Here is a 21,640-nt window from a genome sequence, read left to right on the forward strand (position 1 = left end):
TAGACACAGTCTAACCCACGTGAAGCCGACCAAGCCGACGACGGCGAGCAGCGTGCTTTCCGAGGCGGAGCTCCTCGAACGGCACGGTGTGCTGCCCTCGGCGCAGCGCCTGGCCATTGCGCAGTACGTCCTGCGTACCGATGAACACCCGTCGGCCGACCAGGTCTTTGCGAAGGTCAAGCGGGCGCTGCCGATGGTGTCGCGGGCGACGGTCTACAACACCTTGAACCTCTTCGTGGACAAGGGCCTGCTTCGGGCGCACGTCCTCGCGGAGGGCAAGGTGGTGTTCGATCCGAACCTCGCGCCGCACCATCATTTCATCGACGAGGAGACGGGCGCCATTCACGACGTCCCGTGGAGCGCGCTCGCCGTCTCGAACGTGGACGCGCTCGAAGGCTTCGACGTGCACGAATACCAGGTCGTCTTGCGCGGCAAGCTCAAGAAGGCCCGCTCCACCTGACGCGTTCGCGCGTCCGAGGCGTGGCCGCTTTCTTGCGCCAAGCGTTTAGACGAGGTCCAGAGCTGGACACAGTACAAAACGGATTCTGAAGTCGAGAGAGTTCCCAGGAGGAAGACATGCTGACGGTTTCCCAGAAGATCCCCGCGTTCAACCTGAAGGGCGTCGTGAGCCTCGAGCAGGGCAAGGAGTTCCACGACATCAAGAGCGAGAACTTCCAGGGCAAGTGGCTCGTGATGTTCTTCTGGCCGATGGACTTCACGTTCGTCTGCCCGACCGAAATCGCCGGCTTCGGCAAGCGCTATCGGGACTTCAAGGATCGCGATTGCGAGGTCCTCGGCGTCAGCACCGACACGGAATACGTGCACCTCGCCTGGCGCAAGCAGCACCCGGACCTGAAGGACCTGCCGTTCCCGATGGTCGCCGACACGAAGCGCGAGCTCTCGCAGTCCCTCGGCATCCTGCACCCCGAGGCGGGCGTGGCGCTCCGCGCGACGTTCATCGTCGACCCGCAGGGCATCATCCGGCACGTCGGCGTGAACGACCTCTCCGTCGGCCGCAGCGTCGACGAGGTGCTCCGTGTCCTCGACGCGCTGCAGACCGACGAGCTTTGCCCCTGCAACTGGGTGAAGGGCCAGCCGACGCTGGAGGCGTCCTGACGTCATGAGCGCGCTCGAGGCCATCCGCGCGAAGCTTCCCGACGCCGCGCGGGACACGAAGCTGAACCTGCAGAGCGTGCTGGAGGGCGACTCCTCGCTCAGCCGGGCGCAGCGGCTCGGGATCGCCATCGCGGCGGCGGCGAACGCGCGTTGCTTGCCGCTCCGCGAGGCGCTCCTCGAGCAGGCGCGGGCGGAGCTCGAGAACGCCGACGCCCTCATCGACGACGCCTATGCAGCGGCGACCCTGATGGCGATGAACAACGTGTATTACCGGTTCCGGCACATGATCGGAAAGGAGACGTATTCGCAGCGCTCGCCGAAGCTCCGGATGAACCGCATCGCCCAGCCGAAGACCTCGAAGGTCGATTTCGAGCTCATGAGCCTCGCCGTGAGCGCCATGAACGGCTGCGAGGCGTGCGTGAAGTCGCACGAGCACGCCGTCCTCGCCGCCGGGCTCGGCGAGGATCAGGTGCACGACGCGGTGCGAATCGCCGCGACGATCCAGGCGGCGACGGTCGCGCTGGAGATCACGGCCGGGGCGGTTTAACCTCCCAAACCCTCGGACACGGCGCCTCGCCGCGCTCGCCCCCCTGCGCGGCGAGGCGCCGTGTTCCCGAAGGACGAACTATCACCCATTCCGATAGGAGCTTCTCATGTACTCCACCTCGAGCCATCTGCCCGAATCCTCCCGCGCGGCCATCGTCAAGACCCTGAACGAGCGCCTCGCCGACGGCCTCGACCTGCACAGCCAGATCAAGGTCGCGCACTGGAACATCAAGGGCCCGCATTTCGCCGCGCTGCATCCGCTCTTCGAAACGTTCGCCACCGAGCTCGCGGCGTTCAACGACGAGATCGCCGAGCGCGCCGTCACGCTCGGGGGCCTCGCGACGGGCACGGCGCGCCACGTCGCGGCCTCCTCGCGGCTGCCCGAGTATCCGCAGGAGACCACGCGCGGCCTCGAGCATGTCCGCCTCCTCGCCGACCGCTTCGGCGTTTACATCCAGGGCCTGCACGCCTCGCGCGCGATCTCCGACGAGAATCGCGACGCCGACACGTCCGACCTGCTCACGAACATCATCACGACGTTCGACAAGCACACCTGGTTCCTGCTCGCGAGCCTGGAAGGCTGAGCACAAAAGGAAACCGGGCACCGGCCTCTCTCCCCTCGAATCGCTTTTCCAACGTCAGGGGCTCCGCTCGGCCAAGCCGAGCTCTGCCCCCGAACCCCCGCGTCCCGAACATAGGACATTTCCTGTCCTTGCGCAGTGCGCGAATGCGTTGACGCGGAGCGTCTCCCATTCGATGCTTCCATGCATGAGCCCGTCGGGAAGGAAGACGCTCCTCGTCCTGATCACCCTGCTTGCGCCCGCGATCGCGGGTTGCGGCATGGCGTCGACGATCGGCACGAACACGCGCGCCATCCAGGAAACCACGAAAACCATGAACGAGACCGCCGGCGTCCTCGAGCGGTCGAATTCGAACATGGAGCGAATGGCCGGAGAGCTCGACGAGCTCGGCGCGCCCATGGAGCGACTCTCGGGGCTCGAAGCGCCGATGAAGGATCTCGCGTCCCTCGGCCCGGTGATGGACCGACTCGGCGCCGGCATGGCGCGCCTCGAAGCGCAGATGAGCACCATGGAAAAGGGCCTCGCGCGGCTGGAAAAGCCCATGGAGGACGTGGCTTTGCTGCGTGAGCCGATGAAAGACGTCGCGGCGCTCGACGACGTGATGGGCAAGGTCGCGCGGCTCGACGAGCCGATGAGCAAGGTCGCGACGCTGCGCGGCCCGATGGAGGACGTCGCGGGGCTCCGTGGATCCATGGAAACCATGGCGAATTGGGCGCGCGGTGAAACGGGCGTGAAGACCGCGGGGTTTGCGTTCGGGGCGCTCGCGGCGTGGGCCGGCGCGACGTTCCTCGGCGTCTACCTCGGCTTCCTGGCCGGCATGCGGCGCCTCCGGACGCCGCGTCGCTCGGGGCGACGCAAGTCGCGGGCGCGGCGCGGCGCGGTCGTCGTCTCGATCGACCGAGGCGGAGCCAAGGCGCTCGGGGGCAAGTCCGCGCGCGGGCGGAAGGAGACGCGCGAGGAGGACGAGGAGCGCGGGCCCGCGAGCGGCATGCGGCGCACGTTCGGCTCGCTCCACGAGGAGTGGAGCAGCCACGGGCCCACGGGTGCGCCGTAGTGCACGAGATCTTGCGCACGAAAACAAGCACTTGCCCGCGTGCGCCGAACCTCGTATGACCCACGAGCGATGAAGCGAGAGAAGCGATTGACGAAGCGCGAGCGCAAGGCCCTCGCGCCCCCGCGCCCCGCGGCTGCTCCGGCGCACGTGCATCACATCCATTGCATTGCGTGCGGCCGCCACCTCGAGCCCGAGGAGATGCAGACGGGCGAGGCGGTGATGCTGCGTTGCCTGCACGGCTCGACGTTCCCCTCGTGCAGCGGCTGCCGCGCGCGCTCGACGGAGCTTCTGGCCGAGCACGACCGGACGGGCCAGGCGGTCCGGACCGCGTCGGCCTGGCACTGAGGGCGAGGAGCGGGGGGGTTCGGTGAGGGCGGGGCGCGGGTGATGGGGAGCGCGGATCGATTCACGCTCGCCGAGCGCGTCGGTATCGGCGCGACGGCGGAGGTCATTCGAGGCTTCGACCAGGAACGCCGCGTTCCCGTGGCGATCAAGCGCCTGCACGAGCACCTCTCCGTCGATCCGCTCACGCGGGATCGATTCGAGCGCGAGGCGCGGCTCTCGGCGCGGATCTCGAGCGAGCACGTCGTCGGTTACGTCGCCTCCGGCATCGACGCGGACGACCGCCCCTACCTCGTGCTCGAATGGCTCGAAGGCGAAGACCTCGCGCACCGCATCCGCACCTCGGGCGCGCAGATCGGCACGGCCGAGGCCCTCACGATCACGCGCCAGGCGGCGCTCGGGCTCTTCGCGCTGCACGAGGCGGGCATCGTCCATCGCGACGTCAAGCCGGGCAACCTCTTCCTCGCCGAGCCGCCCGATGGCGGGCCCTTTGTGGTCAAACTTCTCGACCTCGGCGTCGCGCACGACAGCGCCTCCGAGAGCGTCGACGGGGTCGCGCTCGGCACGCCGTTTTACATGTCCCCCGAGCAGGCCCGGGGCGACACCGAGATCGGCCCTCGCTCGGACCTCTTTTCCCTCGGCGTCCTGCTCTTCGAGCTCCTCTCCGGGAAAAGACCTTTTGCGGGGGACGATGCCTTCTCCGTCCTCGCCAAGATCGTCCTCCAGGCGCCGCCGCGTTTGTCGAACGCCTGGCCCGAGGCGCCGCCGGTGCTCGACGCCCTCGTCACGCGGGCGCTCGCGCGCGACCCCGAAGCACGATTCTCCTCGGCCCGCGAGATGGCCGACGCGATCGCGGCCGCCCGACGCGTGGTCCTCGAAGGCGCGGCGCCCCCGCAGGATATCGTGCTTCCGAAGGCCCTCGTCCCGAGCGACGATCACCTCGTGGGCGTCATCTTCGGCCGATTGCCTCTTTCGAGCAATGTGGGCCGGACGCGAGCCCTGTTCCAGCGCATCGCCGAACAGCAGGGCGGGGTGGTCATTCCATTGCTCGGTCGTGGCGTGGCCGCCATCTTCGACGGCGAGTGCGCCGACGGCCTCCTGCGCGCGGCCGACGCGGCGCTCGACCTGGTAAAACAGGTGACCGGTGTTCGATTGTCGCTCGTGACCGGCGGGGCTTTGCCGTCCGGGGCGGGGTTATCGGCGTCCGTGATCGAGCGTGGAACCCGCGCGCTCGAGCGTCCGCGCGCCGACGTGAACGAGCCGCCCGTGCGTATCGACGACGCCACGGCGCAGCTCCTCGAAGAGCAATATGCGATCGAGGGGGCGCCCGGATCCTTGTCGATTCGTGGCACGCGTGGGCGGTAGCTCCCCGAATACGTGATTGTATTTGCCCTCGTCGACGCGCCCGGGATAAAGTCCGCGTCGCTTCGAACGGATCGACGAGCGCCGTGGTTTCCCTTTGGGGGGCGGCGCGCGAAGGGAGATCTACGATGAGCGGATTGTGGAAAAAGGGCGCCGTGGCCCTCGTGCTGGGCGGATTGCTCGGCGTGACGGGCATGGCGTCCGCGGATGTGGCGCCGTACCCGAGGCCGACTCCGGTCGTGGACAAGGGCAAGGGCCCGGAAAAGGCGCAGGCGGGCAAGGGGCCCGAGGGCAAGGGGCCCGAGGGGAAGGGCAAGCCCGACGACAAGGGCAAACCGGACGACAAGGCCGACAAGGACGCGGGCGCTGACGCGGCCGCGGCTCCGGCCGAGTCCGAGGCGGACCAGAAGGCCCGGGACGAGAAGCGCAAGGCCAAGAAGGAAGCGCGCAAGGCGAAGTCCAAGGAGGACCGCGACGCGCTCAAGAAGAAGGTCTCGGCCGCGCTGAAGGGCCAGCCGATGGCCGTGGCCATGAAGCAGGAGCTCGAGCGGCATGCGCGCCGCCTCGCGCGCCTCGAACGCGTGAAGGACCTCGCCGAGGAGGCGAAGGACACCGAGGCGACCGAGCGCGTGCAGAAGCTCCTCGACAAAGAGAATGCGCGCCACGAGAAGTGGATGGCGAACTACGACGCGAAGCTGACGGGCGCGAAGGGCGCGGACGGGAAGCCCGCGGAGAAGGCAGGTGAGAAATGAATCGCTCGATCGTGCTAGCGCTTTTCGCGCTCTCGGCGCTCGTCGTCGCCTGTGAGGAGCCGAAGTCCCAGACCGGCGGGACGACGGGCGCCGCCGCCCCGGCCCCGGTGGTCCTCGACGACAAGGACATCCCGACCGCGGCCGATTACGACGACCAGGCCGAGAAGGACATTTCGGCCACGAACTACAAGAACGAGCTCGACACGCTCGAAAAGGAAATCAACGCCCAGGACTAGGCGCGAGGGGCCGGGAGACCGGCCCCTTTTTCATTTCAGTTCGACCCGCAATAACGAAGCGAGCACTGCGGGGTCAGCGGGAGGTAGAAGACGTAGTACCCGCCGCAATGCGCGATCTGGATGGCCGAAGACCATTCACACGTGCTGTTGAGCCAGTTGAAGCACACGGTGGCGTTCACCACTTCGCCTTGGCTCTGCGGGTACGTGCCCTGCACCCAGCCGGGCGCGTCGGTACCGCAGGCATAATGAGGGGGCGGGGAGGTGGGCATCTGGGTGCCCGCGGCGCCCGTGAACCGGTACCAGCCCTCCCCGATCGCCTGGTTGTCGCAGATCTCGACCCCGAGGTCGCCGTCGTTGAAATTGACGTTCCGGTCCGCCTCGCTCAGCGTCCCGTAGCTCATGCATTGCGGCAGGAGGTTGTCCTTCGTGCATCCGGGCCCGCAGCCGTCGCCGCCGAGGAGGTTGCCGTCGTCGCACTCCTCCACGCCGGCCCGCACGTGTCCGTCGCCGCAGACCGCGTTCTTGCACGCGACGCACGCGTCGGTGTTCGACAGGTTCATGTCGTCGCATTCCTCGACGCCCACCTGGACGAACCCATCACCGCACGTCGCGGGCTTGCAGCCTTGCAGGCAGCCGTCCGTGTCGTCCGTGTTCCCGTCATCGCACTCCTCGAACCCCGCGTGCACGAATCCATCCCCGCAGGTCGCGGTCTTGCAGGCGGACGTGCAGACGTCGGTGTCGTCCGCGTTGCCGTCATCGCAATCCTCACCTTCCTGGATCGTGTTGTCGCCGCAGGTCGACAGCTTGCAGGTATTCGTGCAGCCGTCGTCGTTCACCATGTTGCCGTCGTCGCAGCCCTCGACGCCCTCCCAGACGAACCCGTCACCGCATTTCGGCTTCTTGCAGGTCGAGAGGCAGCCGTCGGTCTCGACGTCGTTGCCGTCGTCGCATTCCTCGCCGGTCTGATACACGCCGTTTCCGCAGGGCGACGGCACCCCGCCGCCCGAGGCGCCCGTGCCTCCCTCGCCGCCCTCGCCGCCCTCGCCCCCTCCTTTCACGGGATCCGGCGCGTTGACGAAGGAGCAGGCGGCGAAGAGCGTGAGGGCGAGGAAAATCCCAGCGTGGCGAAAAGCGGTCATGGCATCTCCCGGGCAAGATCCAGCAAAGATGCCATCCATGTTCGACCGGAACTCCGGCAACGTCAAGCGAACGCGGGATCGGACGCGCTCAGTTCGTACCGCAGTACCGGAGGGAGCAAACCGGCGTGAGCGGCAGGTAGAAGACGTAATAACTTCCGCAATGCGCGATCTGGATGGCGGAAGACCATTCACACGTCCCGTTGATCCAGTTGAAGCAAACCGTCGCGTTCACCACCTGGCCCTGGGCGGCGGGGTAGGGATCCTGCACCCAGCCGGGCGCGTCGGTGCCGCACGCATAATGCGGGGGCGGAAACGTCGGCATCTGGGTGCCCGCGGCGCCCATGAATCGGTACCAGCCCTCGCCGATCAGGTTGCTGTCGCAAACCACGCTGCCGCTGTAATTGACGTTCCGATCCGCCTCGTCCAGGACGCCGTAGCTCATGCATTGCGGCAAGAGGTTGTCGAGCGTGCAGCCGGGACCACAGCCGTCGCCGCCGAGGAGGTTGCCGTCGTCGCACTCCTCCACGCCGGCCCGCACGTGTCCGTCGCCGCAGACCGCGTTCTTGCAGGCGACGCACGCGTCGGTGTTCGACAGGTTCATGTCGTCGCATTCCTCGACGCCCACCTGGACGAACCCGTCGCCGCACGTCGCCACGTTGCAGCCTTGCAGGCAGCCGTCCGTGTCGTCCGTGTTCCCGTCATCGCAGGCTTCGATCCCCGCGTGCACGAATCCATCCCCGCAGGTCGCGGTCTTGCAGGCGGACGTGCAGACGTCGGTGTCGTCCTGGTTGCCGTCGTCGCAATCCTCGCCTTCCTGGATCGTGTTGTCGCCGCAGGTCGACAGCTTGCAGGTATTCGTGCAGCCGTCGTCGTTCACCATGTTGCCGTCGTCGCAGCCCTCGACGCCTTCCCAGACGAACCCGTCGCCGCATTTCGCCTTCTTGCAGGTCGAGAGGCAACCGTCGGTCTCGACGTCGTTGCCGTCGTCGCATTCCTCGCCGGTCTGGTACACGCCGTTTCCGCAGGGCGACGGCACCCCGCCGCCCGCGCCGGTCCCGCCCTCGCCGCCCTCGCCGCCCTCGCCCGCGCCCTTCACGGGATCGGGCGCGTTGACGAAGGAGCAGGCGGCGAAGAGCGTGAAGGCCAGGCACATTCCCGCATAGCTCTTGATTTTCATGGCGTCTCCCGGACAAACTCGGCAAAGGGGCCGCCATGTTCGTCCGGAACGCCGGCAACGTCAAGCGCGGCCGGTCCCGATTTCGGACGCGTCAATCGCGCAGCGGCAGGTCGATCCCGTCGCCGTCCTCGGCCACCATCACGGGCGTCCGCTCCCCGAGCTCCTCGCGCGCCTGGCCGAGCAGAATGTCCGGATCTCGATCGTATCGCGTCGACAGGTGCGTGAGCACGAGCTTCTGCGCGCCCGCGTCGCGCGCCACGATCGCCGCCTCCCGCGCGGTCGCGTGCCGCGTCTCCCGCGCGCGCGCCTGCTCCAGATCGCCGAACGTCGCCTCGTGCACCAGCACGTCCGCGCCCTCCGCTGCCCGAATCGTGCCCTCGCAAGGCCGCGTATCGCCGGAAATCACGATCCGCCGGCCGTGCCGCGGGGGCCCCATCACCTCGTGAGGCGCGATCGTGCGGCCGCCCGGCAGCCGCACCACCTCGCCGCGCTGGAGCCTGCCGAAGAGCGGACCCTCGGGCACGCCGGCCGCGCGCGCCGCCGCCGGATCGAACCGGCCTGGCCGCGGATCCTCGATGAGCGCGTACCCGATCGACGCAATGCGGTGGTCCGTCGCGAACGCCTCGATGCGATATCCGTCCCCCCGGAATACCACATCACCGGGCTCGGCTTCGGCGATCGTCACGGGCAGGGGCGCGTCGTCGGCGCCGAGGCGGATCACCTTGGGTAGGAACGTCGCGGCCGTGCGGGGGCCGACGAGCGCGAGCGGCTCGGTGCGGCCGAGCATGCCGAGCGTCCGCAGAAAGCCGATGATGCCGAGGTAATGGTCGGCGTGGAAATGCGTGAAGAACACGGCGTCGAGCGCGAAGCCCGTGCCGAAGCGGATCATCTGCCGCTGCGTGCCCTCGCCGCAGTCGAAGAGGAAGCTCTGGCCCTCGCGCTTGACGAAGAGGCCGGACAGGTTCCGGTGCGCGGTCGGGGCCGCCGCGGACGTGCCGAGGAAGGTGAGGCGTAGGCTCGACATGGATGGGAGGTGGGGACGTTTGTCTTCGGACCGGCCGGACGAACGTACCACGCGCGCGGGCCCCTGCCATCCCGCGCTTTCGATCACGGTGTGGACGTGATCCGGTCCGGGTCGCCGAGGAACTCGAAGTGCATCGTGTCCTCGAGCTTGTCGTGCCCGAGCCAGTAGAAGCCGTATCGCTCGAACGTCTCGATCCAGCACCGCGGCAGCTCCGCGCGCTCGTAGGCGGTCGCGCCTTGCTTGCGGCATGCCGGGTGATCCGGGAACGGCTCGACGCAGCGGCAGCAGGGGTTGCGCTCGGGATCGATGTCGATCGCGATCCCATAGAGGTGGTTCGAGACCTCGCCGTTGTGGAACGTGTTCTTGCCGCGCACGCCGAGCAGGCGCTTCGGCTCGTAGGGCGTATCGCCGCAGCGCGCCGCGATCGCCTGCTCCACGCAGCGCAGGGCGGGCACGATCCTTCGGTTCACCTGCACGGGCAGGCCGAGGAAGCGCACCGGCTCGATGTAGTCCGCGACCGCGTGCTCGTTCCATTCGAGCGGCGCCGCGCCCGAGGACCTTCCATATCGCTCGGTCCGGAACCGGAGCGCCCGCGTTTGCATCTCGACGCGGGTCTTGCGCTCTTCGGGGGGCAAGCCGTCCTGGATCGAGTAGTTCCCGCGCACCAGGAATGGCAGCGGCTTCTGCTCGTTGCAGGCGATCCCTTCGAGCGGCACGTCGGGCGCGCTCGACGCGTGCGCCGCCGCCGCGATCCCGAGCGCGAAGACGAGCGCGAGCCCGACCTGCCCGGGAAGGGCGCGACGCAGGGCGCGGCGGTCGTCGCGTGGGTCGATCACGGCGATACGAGAATACCAGAAAGAAGAAACGAGCGAGCTCCACGCGCTCCCCACTTCGGACATATCCTGTCCGATTCGACGGCGCGTGGACGGGGCCGGCATGCCCTGGTATCCAGTCGTGGCGCATGATTCGGCTCGAGCTCGCCGGCGTCCACTCGCTCCTCCTGTCGCCGCTCTGCGCGCGCTGCCCGCACGGGCGGGCTGGCTGCTGCGAGGCCCCGCCGGCCGTGGCCTGGGCCGACATCGGGCGGATCGTATCGCTCGGCGGCCGTGATTTTTTGCTTGCCGAGATCCACGAAGGCCGCCTCCTGCCGCAGACGCGCGGCCTCTCCATTCGACGCGCCCCGCCGAGCGAGCCCTTCCCCGAGCGATGCGGCTACCTCGGCGAGGCCGGCTGCGTCCTCCCGCCCGATCGAAGGAGCGCCACCTGCAACTATTACCTTTGCGAGGAAGCGTTCTCCGCGGCGGAAGAAGAAGGCGATCCGCGCGTGCCGCGAGGCCGCAAGATGCACGATCGCTTGACCGCGCTCTTCGGCCGCTGGGACCTCGAGCTCGCCGAGGCGATCGGCGCGCGATATCCGGACGGCGCGCCCTGGGACGCCGAATTCCTCGATTGGCTCGGCGCCGAGCTCCGAGCGCTCGCACGCAAAGCGCGGATATCGATGGGAATGTAGGGGAGGGGGCCGCGGGGCGAGGGCGGCATCCGCGCGCGCGGAGCCGCCCTCGCCGACTTTTCAATGCTTGTTCTTGCGGGATTCGCGGCGCCGCAGGAGCAGCAGCGCGAGCAGGCCGAGCCCGAACGCGGGCGCCCGGCCCTCCCCGCGGGACGAGCCCACGTTGCAAGCGCCGCCGAATACGACCTCGCCGTCGTTGCTCCGGCACTCGCCGCTCGTCGGGTCGAACGTCTCCGACGCGTCGCAGATCGGGTCGCACGCGCTCGGCTCGTCCTCGCAGGTGAAACCCGGCTCCACGGCGCAGGCCGCGTCGCATCCGTCTTCGCCCGCGGTGTTGCCATCGTCGCAGGCCTCGGCGCCCGCGATCACGCCGTCGCCGCAAGTGGTCACACATTCCGAAGGCGCGCCCGTGCAGGTGTAGCCCGGCTCCACGGCGCACGCGCCCGAGCAGCCATCGCCGCTCGCGTCATTGCCATCGTCGCAGGCCTCGGCGCCCGCGATCACGCCGTCGCCGCAGCTCGTCACGCATGCCGAGGGCGCGCCCGTGCACGTGTAGCCCGGCTCCACGGCGCAAACGTCCGAGCAGCCGTCGCCGCTCGCCGTATTGCCGTCGTCGCAGGCCTCGGCGCCCGCGATGACGCCGTCGCCGCACGCCGACACCTCGCAGGTCGAGGGCTCGCCATTGCAGCTCCAGCCCGGCTCGACCGCGCAGGCTGCGTCGCAGCCGTCGCCGGCCACGGTCCCGCCGTCGTCGCATTGCTCGTCGCCCGCGACGAACCCGTCGCCGCACGCCGCCGCCTCGCACGTCGAGGGCGCGCCCTCGCACGACCAGCCGTCCTCCACGGTGCACGTATCGTCGCAGCCGTCGTCGTTCGTCGTGTTGCCGTCGTCGCAGCCCTCGACGCCCGCGAGGATCCCGTCGCCGCACGCGCCGGCCTCGCAGATCGAGGGCTCGCCGCCGCAGGTCCAGCCGGGCTCCATCACGCACGTCGGCGAGCAGCCGTCGTTCGCGTTCGTGTTCGCGTCGTCGCACGTCTCGTCGCCGGCCACGATCCCGTCGCCGCAGGCGGCCGCGCCGCAGACCGACGGCGCTTCATTGCAGCTCCAGCCGGGCTCGACCTCGCAGACGTTCGAGCAACCGTCGTCGTTCGTCGTGTTGCCGTCGTCGCAGACCTCGCTGCCGGCGATGATCCCGTCGCCGCACACCGTGACGCAAACGACGCCGTTGCCCGCATAGCCCATGTTGCAGGCGCAGGTGAACGAGCCCGGGTTGTTCGTACACGTCGCGTTCGCGTCGCAGTTGTCGACGTTCAGCGCGCATTCGTCGATCTCGGCACACACGACACCGTCGCCCGCATAGCCCATGTTGCAGGCGCAGGTGAACGAACCCGGATTGTTCATGCAGGTCGCGTTCGCGTCGCAGTTGTCGGTATCCAGCGCGCACTCGTCGATGTCGGTGCACACGACGCCGTCGCCCGTATAGCCCATGTTGCAGGCGCAGGTGAACGAGCCGGGCGTGTTCGTGCACGTCGCGTCGTCATCGCAGTCGTCCGTATCGAGCAGGCACTCGTCGATGTCGACGCAGACCACGCCGTTGCCCGTGTATCCCATGTTGCACGTACACGTGAACGATCCCGGCGTGTTCGTGCACGTCGCGTCGTCGCTGCAGTTGTCGGTGCCGAGCGCGCACTCGTCGATCTCGACGCAGGGCGCGTTCGGCGTCGGACACGTGTATCCCGGCTGAACCTGACACGTGCTCGAGCAGCCGTCGCCCGCCGTCGTGTTGCCGTCGTCGCAGCCCTCGCCGATCTCGACGACCCCGTTGCCGCACACGGGCGCGAGGGTCGTCGTGAGGAACGTGGCCGTGTTGTTCGCCGCGACCGGATCGAAATTGCCCGCCTGGAACGTGGGTTTGACCGTCAGCGTGCTCGTGCGAATCGTGCCCACCGCGGACGCCGCGAGGTCGATCGAGAACGAAAACGCGCTCGACGTCCCGACCGCCAGGGCGGCCGCGCGGGTACACGTGATCGTCTGCGGCGCCGCGTTCGCGACGCACCCCCACGACGCCCCGTCCGCGCCCGACACCGAGAGCGACCCGGCCGCGCCGCCGAGCACGCTCACGCCCGCGGGCAGCGGATACGTCACGACCGGCGCCGTCCCCAGGCTCGGCCCGTTGTTCGTCACGGTGACATTCACCGGGGCCGAATTGCCACCCGGCAGCGCGCCGAGGGGCCCGGTCGCGGCGATGGCGAAGTCGGTGTTCGTCGCGACCGCCACCTGCACCGAGTCGAGGAAGATCCAGTTCGAGTTGTTCCCGGTCGGATTGCGGGCCGCGAAGGAGAGCGTGCACGCGATCGCATTCGCCGTGAAGACCTTCACCTCCTGGATCCATTTGCGGTTCTGCGCCCAGGGGATGTGCAGGGTCTCCTGGGTGCTGCCGCAGAACGTGACGTCGAACCACGCCTCCTCCGTGCTCGAGCCGAGCACGCGGTCGGCCATGATGTACCACTCGACCGCGTACGCCTGACCTGCGGTCAGCCCGGCGATCGTCTTCTGGATGGTCTCCCTCACGCCGGGGACGCCGTCGTACTGCACGCCGCCGCCGTAGGAGTTCCCGTCGGGGGGCGAAAGCCACATGTGGTTGAGGAAGTTCGCCCCCGTGGCGATTGGGTCATACGTACCGACGACGTTGACCCACCCATCGCCGGTGAACGTCGGGTGCATGTCGTTGTCCGCGGCGGACGAGACGATTTGCGCCGATGCCGTGCTCGTGACCGCGACGGCGGTCGAGAACACGAGCGCGGACAGCACGCGCTTGTCGAAGATCCAACGTTTTCCGAGGGGCGACCTCATCTTGCCTCCTGCGCGATCTGACCAAAAGAGCAGAATTTCAACGTATCACGGCCCCCATCCGTCCCGCGCGTTTTTTTCAGTGTCCCCGCCGCAAGCGCTGTTCTGCGTCGGGTGCTATCCCTCGGCCGCCGTGAGCCGATCGCCTGTCGATTTCCCCGAAGAGCTGCCCATCTCTGCGCGCGTGCGCGACATCGCGCAGGCGATGCACGAACACTCCGTCGTGATCATCGCGGGCGAGACCGGCTCGGGCAAGACCACCCAGCTCCCGAAGGTCGCGCTTGCCATGGGCCGCGGCCTCCACGCGCGCATCGGCGTCACGCAGCCCCGCCGCATCGCCGCGACGAGCGTCGCGGCCCGCGTCGCCAAGGAGCTCGGCGTCGACCTTGGCAAGGAGGTCGGCTACAAGATTCGATTCGCCGACCGCACGAGCCCGTCGACGTACGTCCGATTCATGACGGACGGCATCCTCCTCGCCGAGATCCAGGGCGACCCGCTCCTCCGCGCCTACGACACGCTCATCGTCGACGAGGCGCACGAGCGCACGCTCAACATCGATTTCCTCCTCGGCTACCTCAAGCGAATCCTGCCTCGGCGAAAGGACCTGCGCGTCGTCGTCAGCTCCGCGACGCTCGAGACCGAGCGATTCTCGGCCTTCTTCGACGGCGCGCCCGTCATTCAGGTCTCGGGCCGCACGCACCCGGTCGAGGTCATCCATAGGCCGCCGCGCAAGGAAGAAACCGAGCTCGCCGAGACGATCGGCAATACCATCGAGGAGATCACCGAGCTCGACCCTCGCGAGGACATCCTCGTCTTTTTGCCCGGCGAGCGCGAGATCCACGAGACCATGGACGAGCTGCATTCGCACGGCCTGCCGCACACCGTGGTCCTGCCGCTCTACGGCCGCCTCCCGCAATCCGAGCAGCAGCGCGTCTTCGCCCCTTTGCCGCAGCGGCGCATCGTCCTCGCCACGAACGTCGCCGAGACGTCGCTCACGATCCCGGGCATCGTCTACGTCGTCGACGCCGGCCTCGCCCGCGTCAATCGTTACCACGCGCGCTCGGGCGTCACGGCGCTCCAGATCGAGCCGATCTCCCGCGCCAGCGCCGAGCAACGCAAGGGCCGCGCGGGCCGCATCCGCAGCGGCGTCTGCTTCCGCCTCTACGAAGAGCGCGACTTCGAGACGCGCCCGGCCTACACCGATCCCGAGGTTTTGCGGGTCGGCCTCGCGGGCGCCATCTTGCAGATGAAATCGCTCGGGATCGGCGACATTCGGGATTTCCCCTTCCTCGACCCGCCTCCGCGCCGCGCCGTCGACGAAGGGTATCGGGTCCTCGAAGAGCTCGGGGCGATCGACGACGCGGGCGAGCTCACGGACATCGGCAGGAAGCTCGCGCGCCTCCCCCTCGATCCGCGGCTCGGCCGCATGGTCCTCGGCGGCGAAGCGGAGGGCGCGCTGCGCGAGGTCCTCGTCGTGGCCTCGGCGCTCGGCATCCAGGACCCGCGCGAGCGCCCGCTTTCCGCGCAGAAGCAGGCGGACGAAGCGCACCGCAAGTTCCGCGACGAGCAGAGCGACTTCGCCGGCCTCATCAAGCTCTGGCACGCCTACAAGCAAGCCGAGGCGCGGCTCTCCAAGAACCAGCTCCGCAAGTGGTGCCGCGACAACTTCCTCTCGCACCTCCGCATGCGCGAGTGGAGCGACATCCACCAGCAGATCTCGCAGATCGTGCGGGAGATGGGCTTCCGGGTCGAGGGCACGCAAGGCGACGGCGGCGACGGCGTGCACCGCGCGATCGTCCCGGCCCTGCTCAGCAAGATCGGCATGTGGAGCCAGGAGGCGAAGGCGTATGTCGGGGCCCGACAAACCCGCTTCCAGCTCCACCCGTCGAGCGGCCTCTCGAAAAAGCCGCCGGCGTGGATCATGACGGCCGAGCTCGTCGAGACCTCGCAGCTCTTCGGCCGCACCGCGGCGCGCGTCGATCCCGGCTGGCTCGAAGAGGCGGGCGGGTCGCTCTGCCGCAAGCACCACAGCGACCCGCACTGGGAGGAGAAACCCGCGCAGGTCATGGCCCGCGAGCAGGTCTCCCTCTACGGCCTGCCGATCGTACGGGACCGGAAGGTTCATTACGGCCCGCTCGACCCTGCGGCCTCGCGGAAGATCTTCATCACGCACGCGCTCGTCCGGCAGGAATACGCGACGAAGGCGCGCTTCATGGAGCACAACAAAAAGCTCTTCGAGGAAGTGAAGCGGCTCCGGGACAAGGCGCGCAAGAGCGACATGCTCGCCGACGACCACGCCCTCTCCCTCTTCTTCGAGGAGCGCATCCCCGATGGCATTTACAGCGGCAAGACGTTCGAGGCCTGGCGCAAGGAGGCCGAGGCGGAGAACCCGCGCCTGCTCGAGCTCTCGCTCGCGGACGTCCTCCAGGGCGAAGCGGACGAGCTCACGCCGGAGCGATTCCCGGACACCCTTTCGCTCTACGGCACCAAATTGCCGCTCACGTACCGCTTCGATCCGGGCGAGGACGACGACGGCGTCACGATCACGCTGCCCCTCGCGCTCCTCCCGCAGGCGGAGCCGGCCGTGCTCGAATGGACCATCCCGGGCTGGCACGCCGAGAAGATCGAATGGCTGCTCGACGCGATGCCCAAGGCCGTCCGCAAATCGGTCGGCGGCGTGAAGGAGCTCGTGGCCGAGCTCGCGCGGCGCCACCGCCCCTTCGAGGGCCCGATGCTCGAAACGCTCGCCCGCTCGATCCAGGAGCGCACGGGCGTCCGCATTCCGATGGACGCGCTCCGCCCGGACGAGCTCCCTCCCTTCTTGCGATTCTATTTCCGCGTCCTCGACGAGGAGGGCCGCGTCGTCGGCGAAGGGCGCGACCTCGCGGCGCTCAAGGAGCGATTCGCGAAACGCGCGCGAGATGCCTGGGCCGGCGCCTCGAAGGCGACCCTCGAACGCGAGGGCCTCACCTCGTGGAGCTTCGAGACCTTGCCCGAAGAGGTGCGCATCGAGGTCGCGGGCCGAAAGCTCGCGGGGTATCCCGCGCTCGTCGACACGGAGATGTCGGTGGCCCTGCGCGTGCTCGCCTCGCGCGAGGCGGCGGACGAGGCGACGCGCGGCGGCTTGCGGCGGCTCTTCTTGCTCCAGATGAGCATGCCGATGAACAAGCTCGAGCACCAGGTCTCCGCGGCCGTCGCCACGGGCGCCCTCGCCGAGCGCGCGGGCGCGGGCGGCGTTCCCTTGCGCCGCCAGATCGTGCTCCGGGCGCTCGACGACGCGTTCGGCTTGAACGACCCCGGCCGCTTCCCGCGCGCGCGCAAGGACTTCCTCGCGCGCCTCGACGCCGGCAAGGTCGAGCTCGCGGCGAGCATCTCTCGCCTCGGCAAGCTCGCGCAGGAAATCGCGGCGGAGCTCTCCCGCGCCGAACAAGCGCTCCGCGCGCTCTCGGGCAAACCCGGCGCGCCCCGCACATCCCTCGCGGAGATCCGAATGCAGCTCGACCACCTGATCCCGCCGGGCATGTTCCTGCGCGAGCGCGTCGAGCGACTCTCGCACTTGCCGAGGTATCTCCGCGCCGTGCAGATCCGGCTCGAGCGCATGCCGAATGGCCCGCAGAAGGACCAATCGAAGGCCGAGCAGGTCTTACCGTTCTGGAAAAACTACCTCGACCACCACGAAGGCCTGCGCGGGCGAGGTGTCCCGGGGGAGGACCTCGACACGTTCCGGTGGCTCATCGAGGAGCTCCGGGTGTCGCTCTTCGCGCCGGAGCTGAAGACGGCGGTGACGGTGTCGCCGCAGCGGCTGACGGAGTTTTGGCGGGTGCTCTCGGGCTGAGAGTGTGTTCCATGGGCGACGTCCGCGCCGGGGCGCCGCCCCGGACCCCGCGGGGGCTGTCCGCCCCTCGACCCGGACCAGGCACGGCCTGGACCGAAGGTGGAAGAACTGCGCTCCGCGCAGTTCTTCCAACGGGCCCGTTGGATCGCGTTGCCAATCGAAAGGGCAGCGCGGCTGTCTTGATGGGCAGGGGGCTCGCCGGTCTTTCCTCGGCCCGTTCGATGAACTGCGCATCGCGCAGTTCATCGACCAAAGGTCCAGCGCTTGCGCTGGTCCGGGTCCAGGGGCGGATAGCCCCGGTGGGGCCTGGGGCAACGCCCCAGCGCAGCGGCTCCCAGATGAGACCAATGCTCAGACGGGCGCCTCGGCCTCCTTCTTGTTCTTCTCGCGCGCCGCCGCGGACTTCTGCCCCGTGGCGAAGTGGTAATCGAGCAGCGCTTCGAACGGCCCCGCCACCTCTGCGCCGTTCGCGGACCGATCGGCCCGACGCCGCACCTGATGCGCCATCTCGCCGAGGCGATATGCGATCTCGTGCCCTCGCACGAGGCGCGTCTCGTGGAGCAGCTCGAGGAGCTTTTCGACGGCCGGCAGCACCTCCTCGATCTGCTCGTAGGCAGCCCAGTTCGCGTTGAGCTCGGCGACCTCCACCTCGCTCAACCCGGCCCGCTGCCGCGCTGCCGCGGCTGCCGTGAGCACGGCGGCGATGGCCCCCGCGTGCCCTTCGCGGAGCTTGCTCAAGTGGGCCACGTGATCGGGCGTGATGTCCACGAGCGGGATGTCGCTGAGGTCCATGGTGCGGTCGCCGGCCTTGGGATGCTTGGGGTCACTCATGATGATGGGTCTCCTCTTCCTCGGAGGAAGGGTGGTGGTTGCTCGAATGTGGCCTCGACGTCGGTTGCGTCGCGGTCGCGGCACCTATCAGCAAGGGGAGTGCCAGCGTTGGAGGTGAGTGAGGACCGTTGCAAAGAGGGGCGCTCCTGTCTCCACGACGGGTGCGTCTTCGAGGGCGAGAATGGGGGACCCTGCCGGGCTCCGGTAGGCCCTGGCGGCGCGGCGGGACGAAGCCATCTTCGTGAATGATTTCGAGCCTCTATCGAGTGAGATCGACGTGGGGCCGGCGACGGGTCCACCTGTCTCCGAGGTGAGTCGTACCCACCCGCGGGAGGGTCGGGACCCTCGGGAGGCGAGTTCGGACAGGGCGCGCCCAGGGACCGGACATGTCCAGAGATTTGTCCGGATTTGTCCGGATTTGTCCGGACATGTCCGGAAGACGGATGCGACCCCCTGGGGGGAGGGATGTGACCCTCTTGGAGGAGGGTCGTGACCGGGATGGGGGAGGGGTGAAGCGGTGGTGGCATGCTGGACGCTCACGCGAATGGGACACTGCGCTTCGACGGGATCGTCAATGGGTACTCGAGTGGGAACGACGGGAACGACGCGGAGCGAGAGCGTTGGACCAGGACGAACCACGGGTTTGCCCGCGAACACGTAGGGTTCGTCCGAGGAAAAGGTTCGTCTTGACCGACCGATGATCCAGGGGCTAGGCTTGTTCTCATGAAGCACGTACACCTCGCAGGCACCGTTCTTTTCGCGGTATCGGTCTCGTCGGCGGCTCTGGCGGCGGATCCTCCAGCTCCAGCTCCCGAGCCCATCAAGATCCCGTACACGTCGTACGCTTCCGCTCGATCCCTCGCGATGTTCCCGCCGACGTCGCAGAAGCACCTGCGGGAAGCTCAGAGGCTCGAAAAGGAAGGGAAGATGCAGGAGGCGCTCGATGAGTACCAGACCGCCTACGACTATCAGCCCCTCTCGGACGTTCAAGCCGAGCTGGGATTTGCGCAGGCTCGGATGGGGCTCTTCTTGCCGGCAGCTCGGAACCTGGGCGAGGTCCTGATGTTCAGCCACGTTCAAGACAGGACCGTGCATACGGACGAGGAAGTGCGCGCCGTCTTCATGGCGGTAAAAGCTCGGGTCGGGGCGATTCTCCCGCGCGTCAACATCCCCGGCGCTCGCATCACCGTGGATGGTGAGCAAGTGAGGGATTGGCCCTCCTCCGAGGTGATTTACGTCGAGCCCGGAAAGCATCATGTCAAAGCGATTGCCGATGATTACTATTTTTATGAAACGAGCGTGGAGGTCCAGGCGGGAGAGGAGAAGACTCTCAGTATCGCGATGCAGCGGCGGATCCAAAGTCACTATGTAGCGTTCCCGGCGACCCCGATGAACATTTCGATCCACGCGAACATATCGAAAGCGTCGAAGGACGACCAGCCCACGTGGCCTCGAAACCTCATGATCGCCAGCGGGGTCACCATGGGCTTGGGGGTCGGGGGGCTCGCGACGGGTCTCGTCTTCGTGAACAACGCGGAGTCGAAGTCGAGCGCAGCAACATGGACGGGGGTCGCCGCTGCTGGAGGAATGCTCCTCGGGCTGGGCGTGATCGGGATGTCCGTCGGCATCGCCAGTCGTCCCGAGCCGCCTCCCCCGAATGTCATCATCACGCCCCAGTTCGCCAAGGGCGCGGGCGGTGTTCAGGTCACCGGCGCGCTGCCGTAAGGGCTCCGTGGCGAAGCCGCGGTCGATTTACGGTGCGTCGCCGCCGGCTCCGCCGCCGTGGGTTGCTTTCCACTCCCTCTCCCTCTTCGACGGCATTTCTTGGGTCATCTCCGCGAGCGCGCGCATGCTCTCTCCGAGGGAGTCCCGGACGGGCATCTCGACGGCAAAGTCCTCGGCCCCTGCTTCGGCGACGCGCCGCCATTTTTCATCGACCGGCTGGCCCACGTTCTCCGAAAGCTCGACGAGCCGGGGCAAGTAATAGGGAATGGCGGATGCATATCTCGGATCCTGATGGCTGAACGCCGCCTCGAAAGCCGCCAGGGCCTCCCGGTGCCTCCCGAGTGCTTGCAAGCTGAGCGCCTTTGCGCTGCCGTTCGACCATCGATACGTGACGTTCTCGCATCCGAGCTGCGCCGCGACATCCGCGGCTTGCAGCGCTTCCTCGTACCTGCCGGCTTCGTGGAGGATGAACTCGCGCTCCGACGCGGCGCTTCGGGCCAGCCAACCATCGTGATCACGAGAGCGATTCATTTGCTCGAACGCATCCAGGCATGCAAGCGCTTCGTCGTAACGCTCGTCGTTCATCAATTTATCGATGTCGAGGCATTTGTATTCAAATGCCTCTTGCACCTCCAGCCGGTCGAGGCAGGTAGCGCACACGCAATCCGTGCGCCCTGCACACGTGTAGGACTGTGTCGCCTCCCGCTTCCTGCAGAACGAGCAAAGCTGAGGATTCTCACTGGGAGACTGCATGACGCTTCACTCCTGGACAGAGTTCACCACCGCATGCGGCTCAGTTGGGGCGATGGCCAGGGCGCGGACACCTCTCCGCAGGCCAAACGCTTTCCCGCAAGCACTCGCGCAAACAGCCTCGGCAATCCTTCCTCTCTCCATAAATTTTCTTGTTATCCTCGGGTTGCCCCGGATTCTCTAGACACTCCTCCTGAAGTTCATAGCATCGCCTCTCCACCGCGCGCCGCCGACCGGCCGCCTCGACCGCCTCCTCCGCGACATGCACCGTGACGGCCACGGACGATCGTCACCCCGGCGGCGACGATCAAGATCGGAACCAGGTTCACGGCGGCGCCGGCCGCCGCGGCCGCGGGGTGGCCCACGGGAGCCCGTCCGTCCGTGGAGACGCTGCCGCCGTAGACCGGCCCCGAGGAACGCAGCGAGGTGACGACCCCAGGCAACGACATGCCGTGGAGCGCATCCTCCATGCAGGACACGATCTCCCGGTCGTTGATCAACGACTCCCTGACCTTGACCTTGTCGACCTGACCGTCCGCCGCCAGGTCGACGTCGAACATGATGGCGTAGTGCGTATCCGTCAGCCGCGCCGCGCCATGCTCGGCGCAGTCCTCGAGCTGCGCGACAGTCGCCGCAGGGACCGACGGGCCATCGTGCGAACCGTGATGGCTGGGCCGCGGGTTCCCCATAGGGCTGCTCCCACAGCCGAGCGGTGTGAAGACAAAGCCCAACCCGAGGGCGAGCCCCAGGCATTTGGTCACTTCATTGATCTTGCCAACGGTTCTGATCCCTCGCTCTGCCCGTCCCATG

At 68.0% G+C, this 21,640-nt stretch carries 20 protein-coding genes; 12 read left to right on the forward strand and 8 right to left on the reverse strand.

Going from position 1 to position 21,640, the window contains the following annotated elements:
* Positions 1-19: 19 nt before the first annotated feature.
* The 9 genes from QHF83_RS00435 (at position 20) to QHF83_RS00475 (ending at position 5,989) form a co-directional block, all read left to right on the forward strand.
* The gene (locus tag QHF83_RS00435) at positions 20-460 is read left to right on the forward strand and encodes a transcriptional repressor (RefSeq protein WP_282415718.1); all 441 of its coding nucleotides are present in this window, start codon (positions 20-22) and stop codon (positions 458-460) included.
* A gap of 116 nt (positions 461-576) precedes the next feature.
* Positions 577-1,116 carry a peroxiredoxin gene (locus QHF83_RS00440; RefSeq protein WP_282415719.1) on the forward strand — a complete coding sequence of 180 codons (540 nt, stop codon included), beginning with the start codon at positions 577-579 and terminating at the stop codon, positions 1,114-1,116.
* Positions 1,117-1,120: 4 nt separating this feature from the next.
* Entirely contained in the window at positions 1,121-1,663 is a 543-nt protein-coding gene (locus tag QHF83_RS00445) for a carboxymuconolactone decarboxylase family protein (protein WP_282415720.1), read from the forward strand.
* Positions 1,664-1,769: 106 nt separating this feature from the next.
* Positions 1,770-2,246 (forward strand): DNA starvation/stationary phase protection protein Dps, encoded by a 477-nt coding sequence (gene dps / locus QHF83_RS00450; RefSeq protein ID WP_282415721.1) that lies wholly within the window; start codon positions 1,770-1,772, stop codon positions 2,244-2,246.
* A gap of 184 nt (positions 2,247-2,430) precedes the next feature.
* Positions 2,431-3,297: a hypothetical protein gene (locus QHF83_RS00455; protein ID WP_282415722.1), complete on the forward strand. Its 867-nt coding sequence runs from the start codon at positions 2,431-2,433 to the stop codon at positions 3,295-3,297.
* A 69-nt stretch (positions 3,298-3,366) separates the two neighbouring features.
* Complete coding sequence (locus tag QHF83_RS00460; protein ID WP_282415723.1) at positions 3,367-3,642, forward strand: hypothetical protein; 276 nt, start codon at positions 3,367-3,369, stop codon at positions 3,640-3,642.
* Positions 3,643-3,684: 42 nt separating this feature from the next.
* A complete protein-coding gene (locus tag QHF83_RS00465; protein ID WP_282415931.1) occupies positions 3,685-5,004 on the forward strand; it encodes a serine/threonine-protein kinase in 1,320 nt (439 codons plus the stop codon).
* A gap of 125 nt (positions 5,005-5,129) precedes the next feature.
* Complete coding sequence (locus QHF83_RS00470) at positions 5,130-5,753, forward strand: hypothetical protein (RefSeq protein WP_282415724.1); 624 nt, start codon at positions 5,130-5,132, stop codon at positions 5,751-5,753.
* Positions 5,750-5,989 carry a hypothetical protein gene (locus QHF83_RS00475; protein WP_282415725.1) on the forward strand — a complete coding sequence of 80 codons (240 nt, stop codon included), beginning with the start codon at positions 5,750-5,752 and terminating at the stop codon, positions 5,987-5,989. The genes QHF83_RS00470 and QHF83_RS00475 overlap by 4 nt, the downstream gene beginning before the upstream one ends.
* A gap of 35 nt (positions 5,990-6,024) precedes the next feature.
* Here the strand turns inward: QHF83_RS00475 and QHF83_RS00480 are convergent, their stop codons facing one another.
* The 4 genes from QHF83_RS00480 to QHF83_RS00495 all read right to left on the reverse strand — a co-directional run bounded on the left by QHF83_RS00480 (position 6,025) and on the right by QHF83_RS00495 (position 10,165).
* Positions 6,025-7,128 carry a DUF4215 domain-containing protein gene (locus QHF83_RS00480; protein ID WP_282415726.1) on the reverse strand — a complete coding sequence of 368 codons (1,104 nt, stop codon included), beginning with the start codon at positions 7,126-7,128 and terminating at the stop codon, positions 6,025-6,027.
* A gap of 88 nt (positions 7,129-7,216) precedes the next feature.
* Positions 7,217-8,305, reverse strand: a complete 1,089-nt coding sequence (locus tag QHF83_RS00485; protein WP_282415727.1) for a DUF4215 domain-containing protein — start codon at positions 8,303-8,305, stop codon at positions 7,217-7,219.
* A 91-nt stretch (positions 8,306-8,396) separates the two neighbouring features.
* A complete protein-coding gene (gene rnz, locus QHF83_RS00490; protein ID WP_282415728.1) occupies positions 8,397-9,329 on the reverse strand; it encodes a ribonuclease Z in 933 nt (310 codons plus the stop codon).
* Positions 9,330-9,412: 83 nt separating this feature from the next.
* Positions 9,413-10,165, reverse strand: coding sequence for a M15 family metallopeptidase (locus tag QHF83_RS00495; RefSeq protein WP_282415729.1), 753 nt, complete (start codon positions 10,163-10,165; stop codon positions 9,413-9,415).
* 125 nt (positions 10,166-10,290) lie between these two features.
* Here QHF83_RS00495 and QHF83_RS00500 point away from each other — a divergent pair, with 125 nt between their 5' ends.
* Positions 10,291-10,839 (forward strand): hypothetical protein, encoded by a 549-nt coding sequence (locus QHF83_RS00500; RefSeq protein WP_282415730.1) that lies wholly within the window; start codon positions 10,291-10,293, stop codon positions 10,837-10,839.
* Between the two features lie 60 nt (positions 10,840-10,899).
* On the opposite strand, the gene QHF83_RS00505 is transcribed toward QHF83_RS00500, so the two are convergent.
* Positions 10,900-13,692, reverse strand: coding sequence for a DUF4215 domain-containing protein (locus QHF83_RS00505; protein ID WP_282415731.1), 2,793 nt, complete (start codon positions 13,690-13,692; stop codon positions 10,900-10,902).
* A 130-nt stretch (positions 13,693-13,822) separates the two neighbouring features.
* Between QHF83_RS00505 and hrpA the strand changes: the two genes are divergently transcribed.
* Positions 13,823-17,524 carry an ATP-dependent RNA helicase HrpA gene (gene hrpA / locus QHF83_RS00510; RefSeq protein ID WP_282415732.1) on the forward strand — a complete coding sequence of 1,234 codons (3,702 nt, stop codon included), beginning with the start codon at positions 13,823-13,825 and terminating at the stop codon, positions 17,522-17,524.
* A gap of 351 nt (positions 17,525-17,875) precedes the next feature.
* Here the strand turns inward: hrpA and QHF83_RS00515 are convergent, their stop codons facing one another.
* Positions 17,876-18,355 (reverse strand): hypothetical protein, encoded by a 480-nt coding sequence (locus QHF83_RS00515; RefSeq protein ID WP_282415733.1) that lies wholly within the window; start codon positions 18,353-18,355, stop codon positions 17,876-17,878.
* A gap of 864 nt (positions 18,356-19,219) precedes the next feature.
* Between QHF83_RS00515 and QHF83_RS00520 the strand changes: the two genes are divergently transcribed.
* A complete protein-coding gene (locus QHF83_RS00520; protein ID WP_282415734.1) occupies positions 19,220-20,080 on the forward strand; it encodes a PEGA domain-containing protein in 861 nt (286 codons plus the stop codon).
* A gap of 27 nt (positions 20,081-20,107) precedes the next feature.
* Here the strand turns inward: QHF83_RS00520 and QHF83_RS00525 are convergent, their stop codons facing one another.
* Both QHF83_RS00525 and QHF83_RS00530 read right to left on the reverse strand, forming a co-directional pair.
* The gene (locus tag QHF83_RS00525; RefSeq protein ID WP_282415735.1) at positions 20,108-20,665 is read right to left on the reverse strand and encodes a hypothetical protein; all 558 of its coding nucleotides are present in this window, start codon (positions 20,663-20,665) and stop codon (positions 20,108-20,110) included.
* Positions 20,666-21,030: 365 nt separating this feature from the next.
* Positions 21,031-21,639: a hypothetical protein gene (locus QHF83_RS00530; protein ID WP_282415736.1), complete on the reverse strand. Its 609-nt coding sequence runs from the start codon at positions 21,637-21,639 to the stop codon at positions 21,031-21,033.
* Position 21,640 lies beyond the last annotated feature (1 nt).

The organism is Polyangium sp. 15x6 (assembly GCF_029960785.1).
Taxonomy (GTDB): domain Bacteria; phylum Myxococcota_A; class Polyangia; order Polyangiales; family Polyangiaceae; genus Polyangium.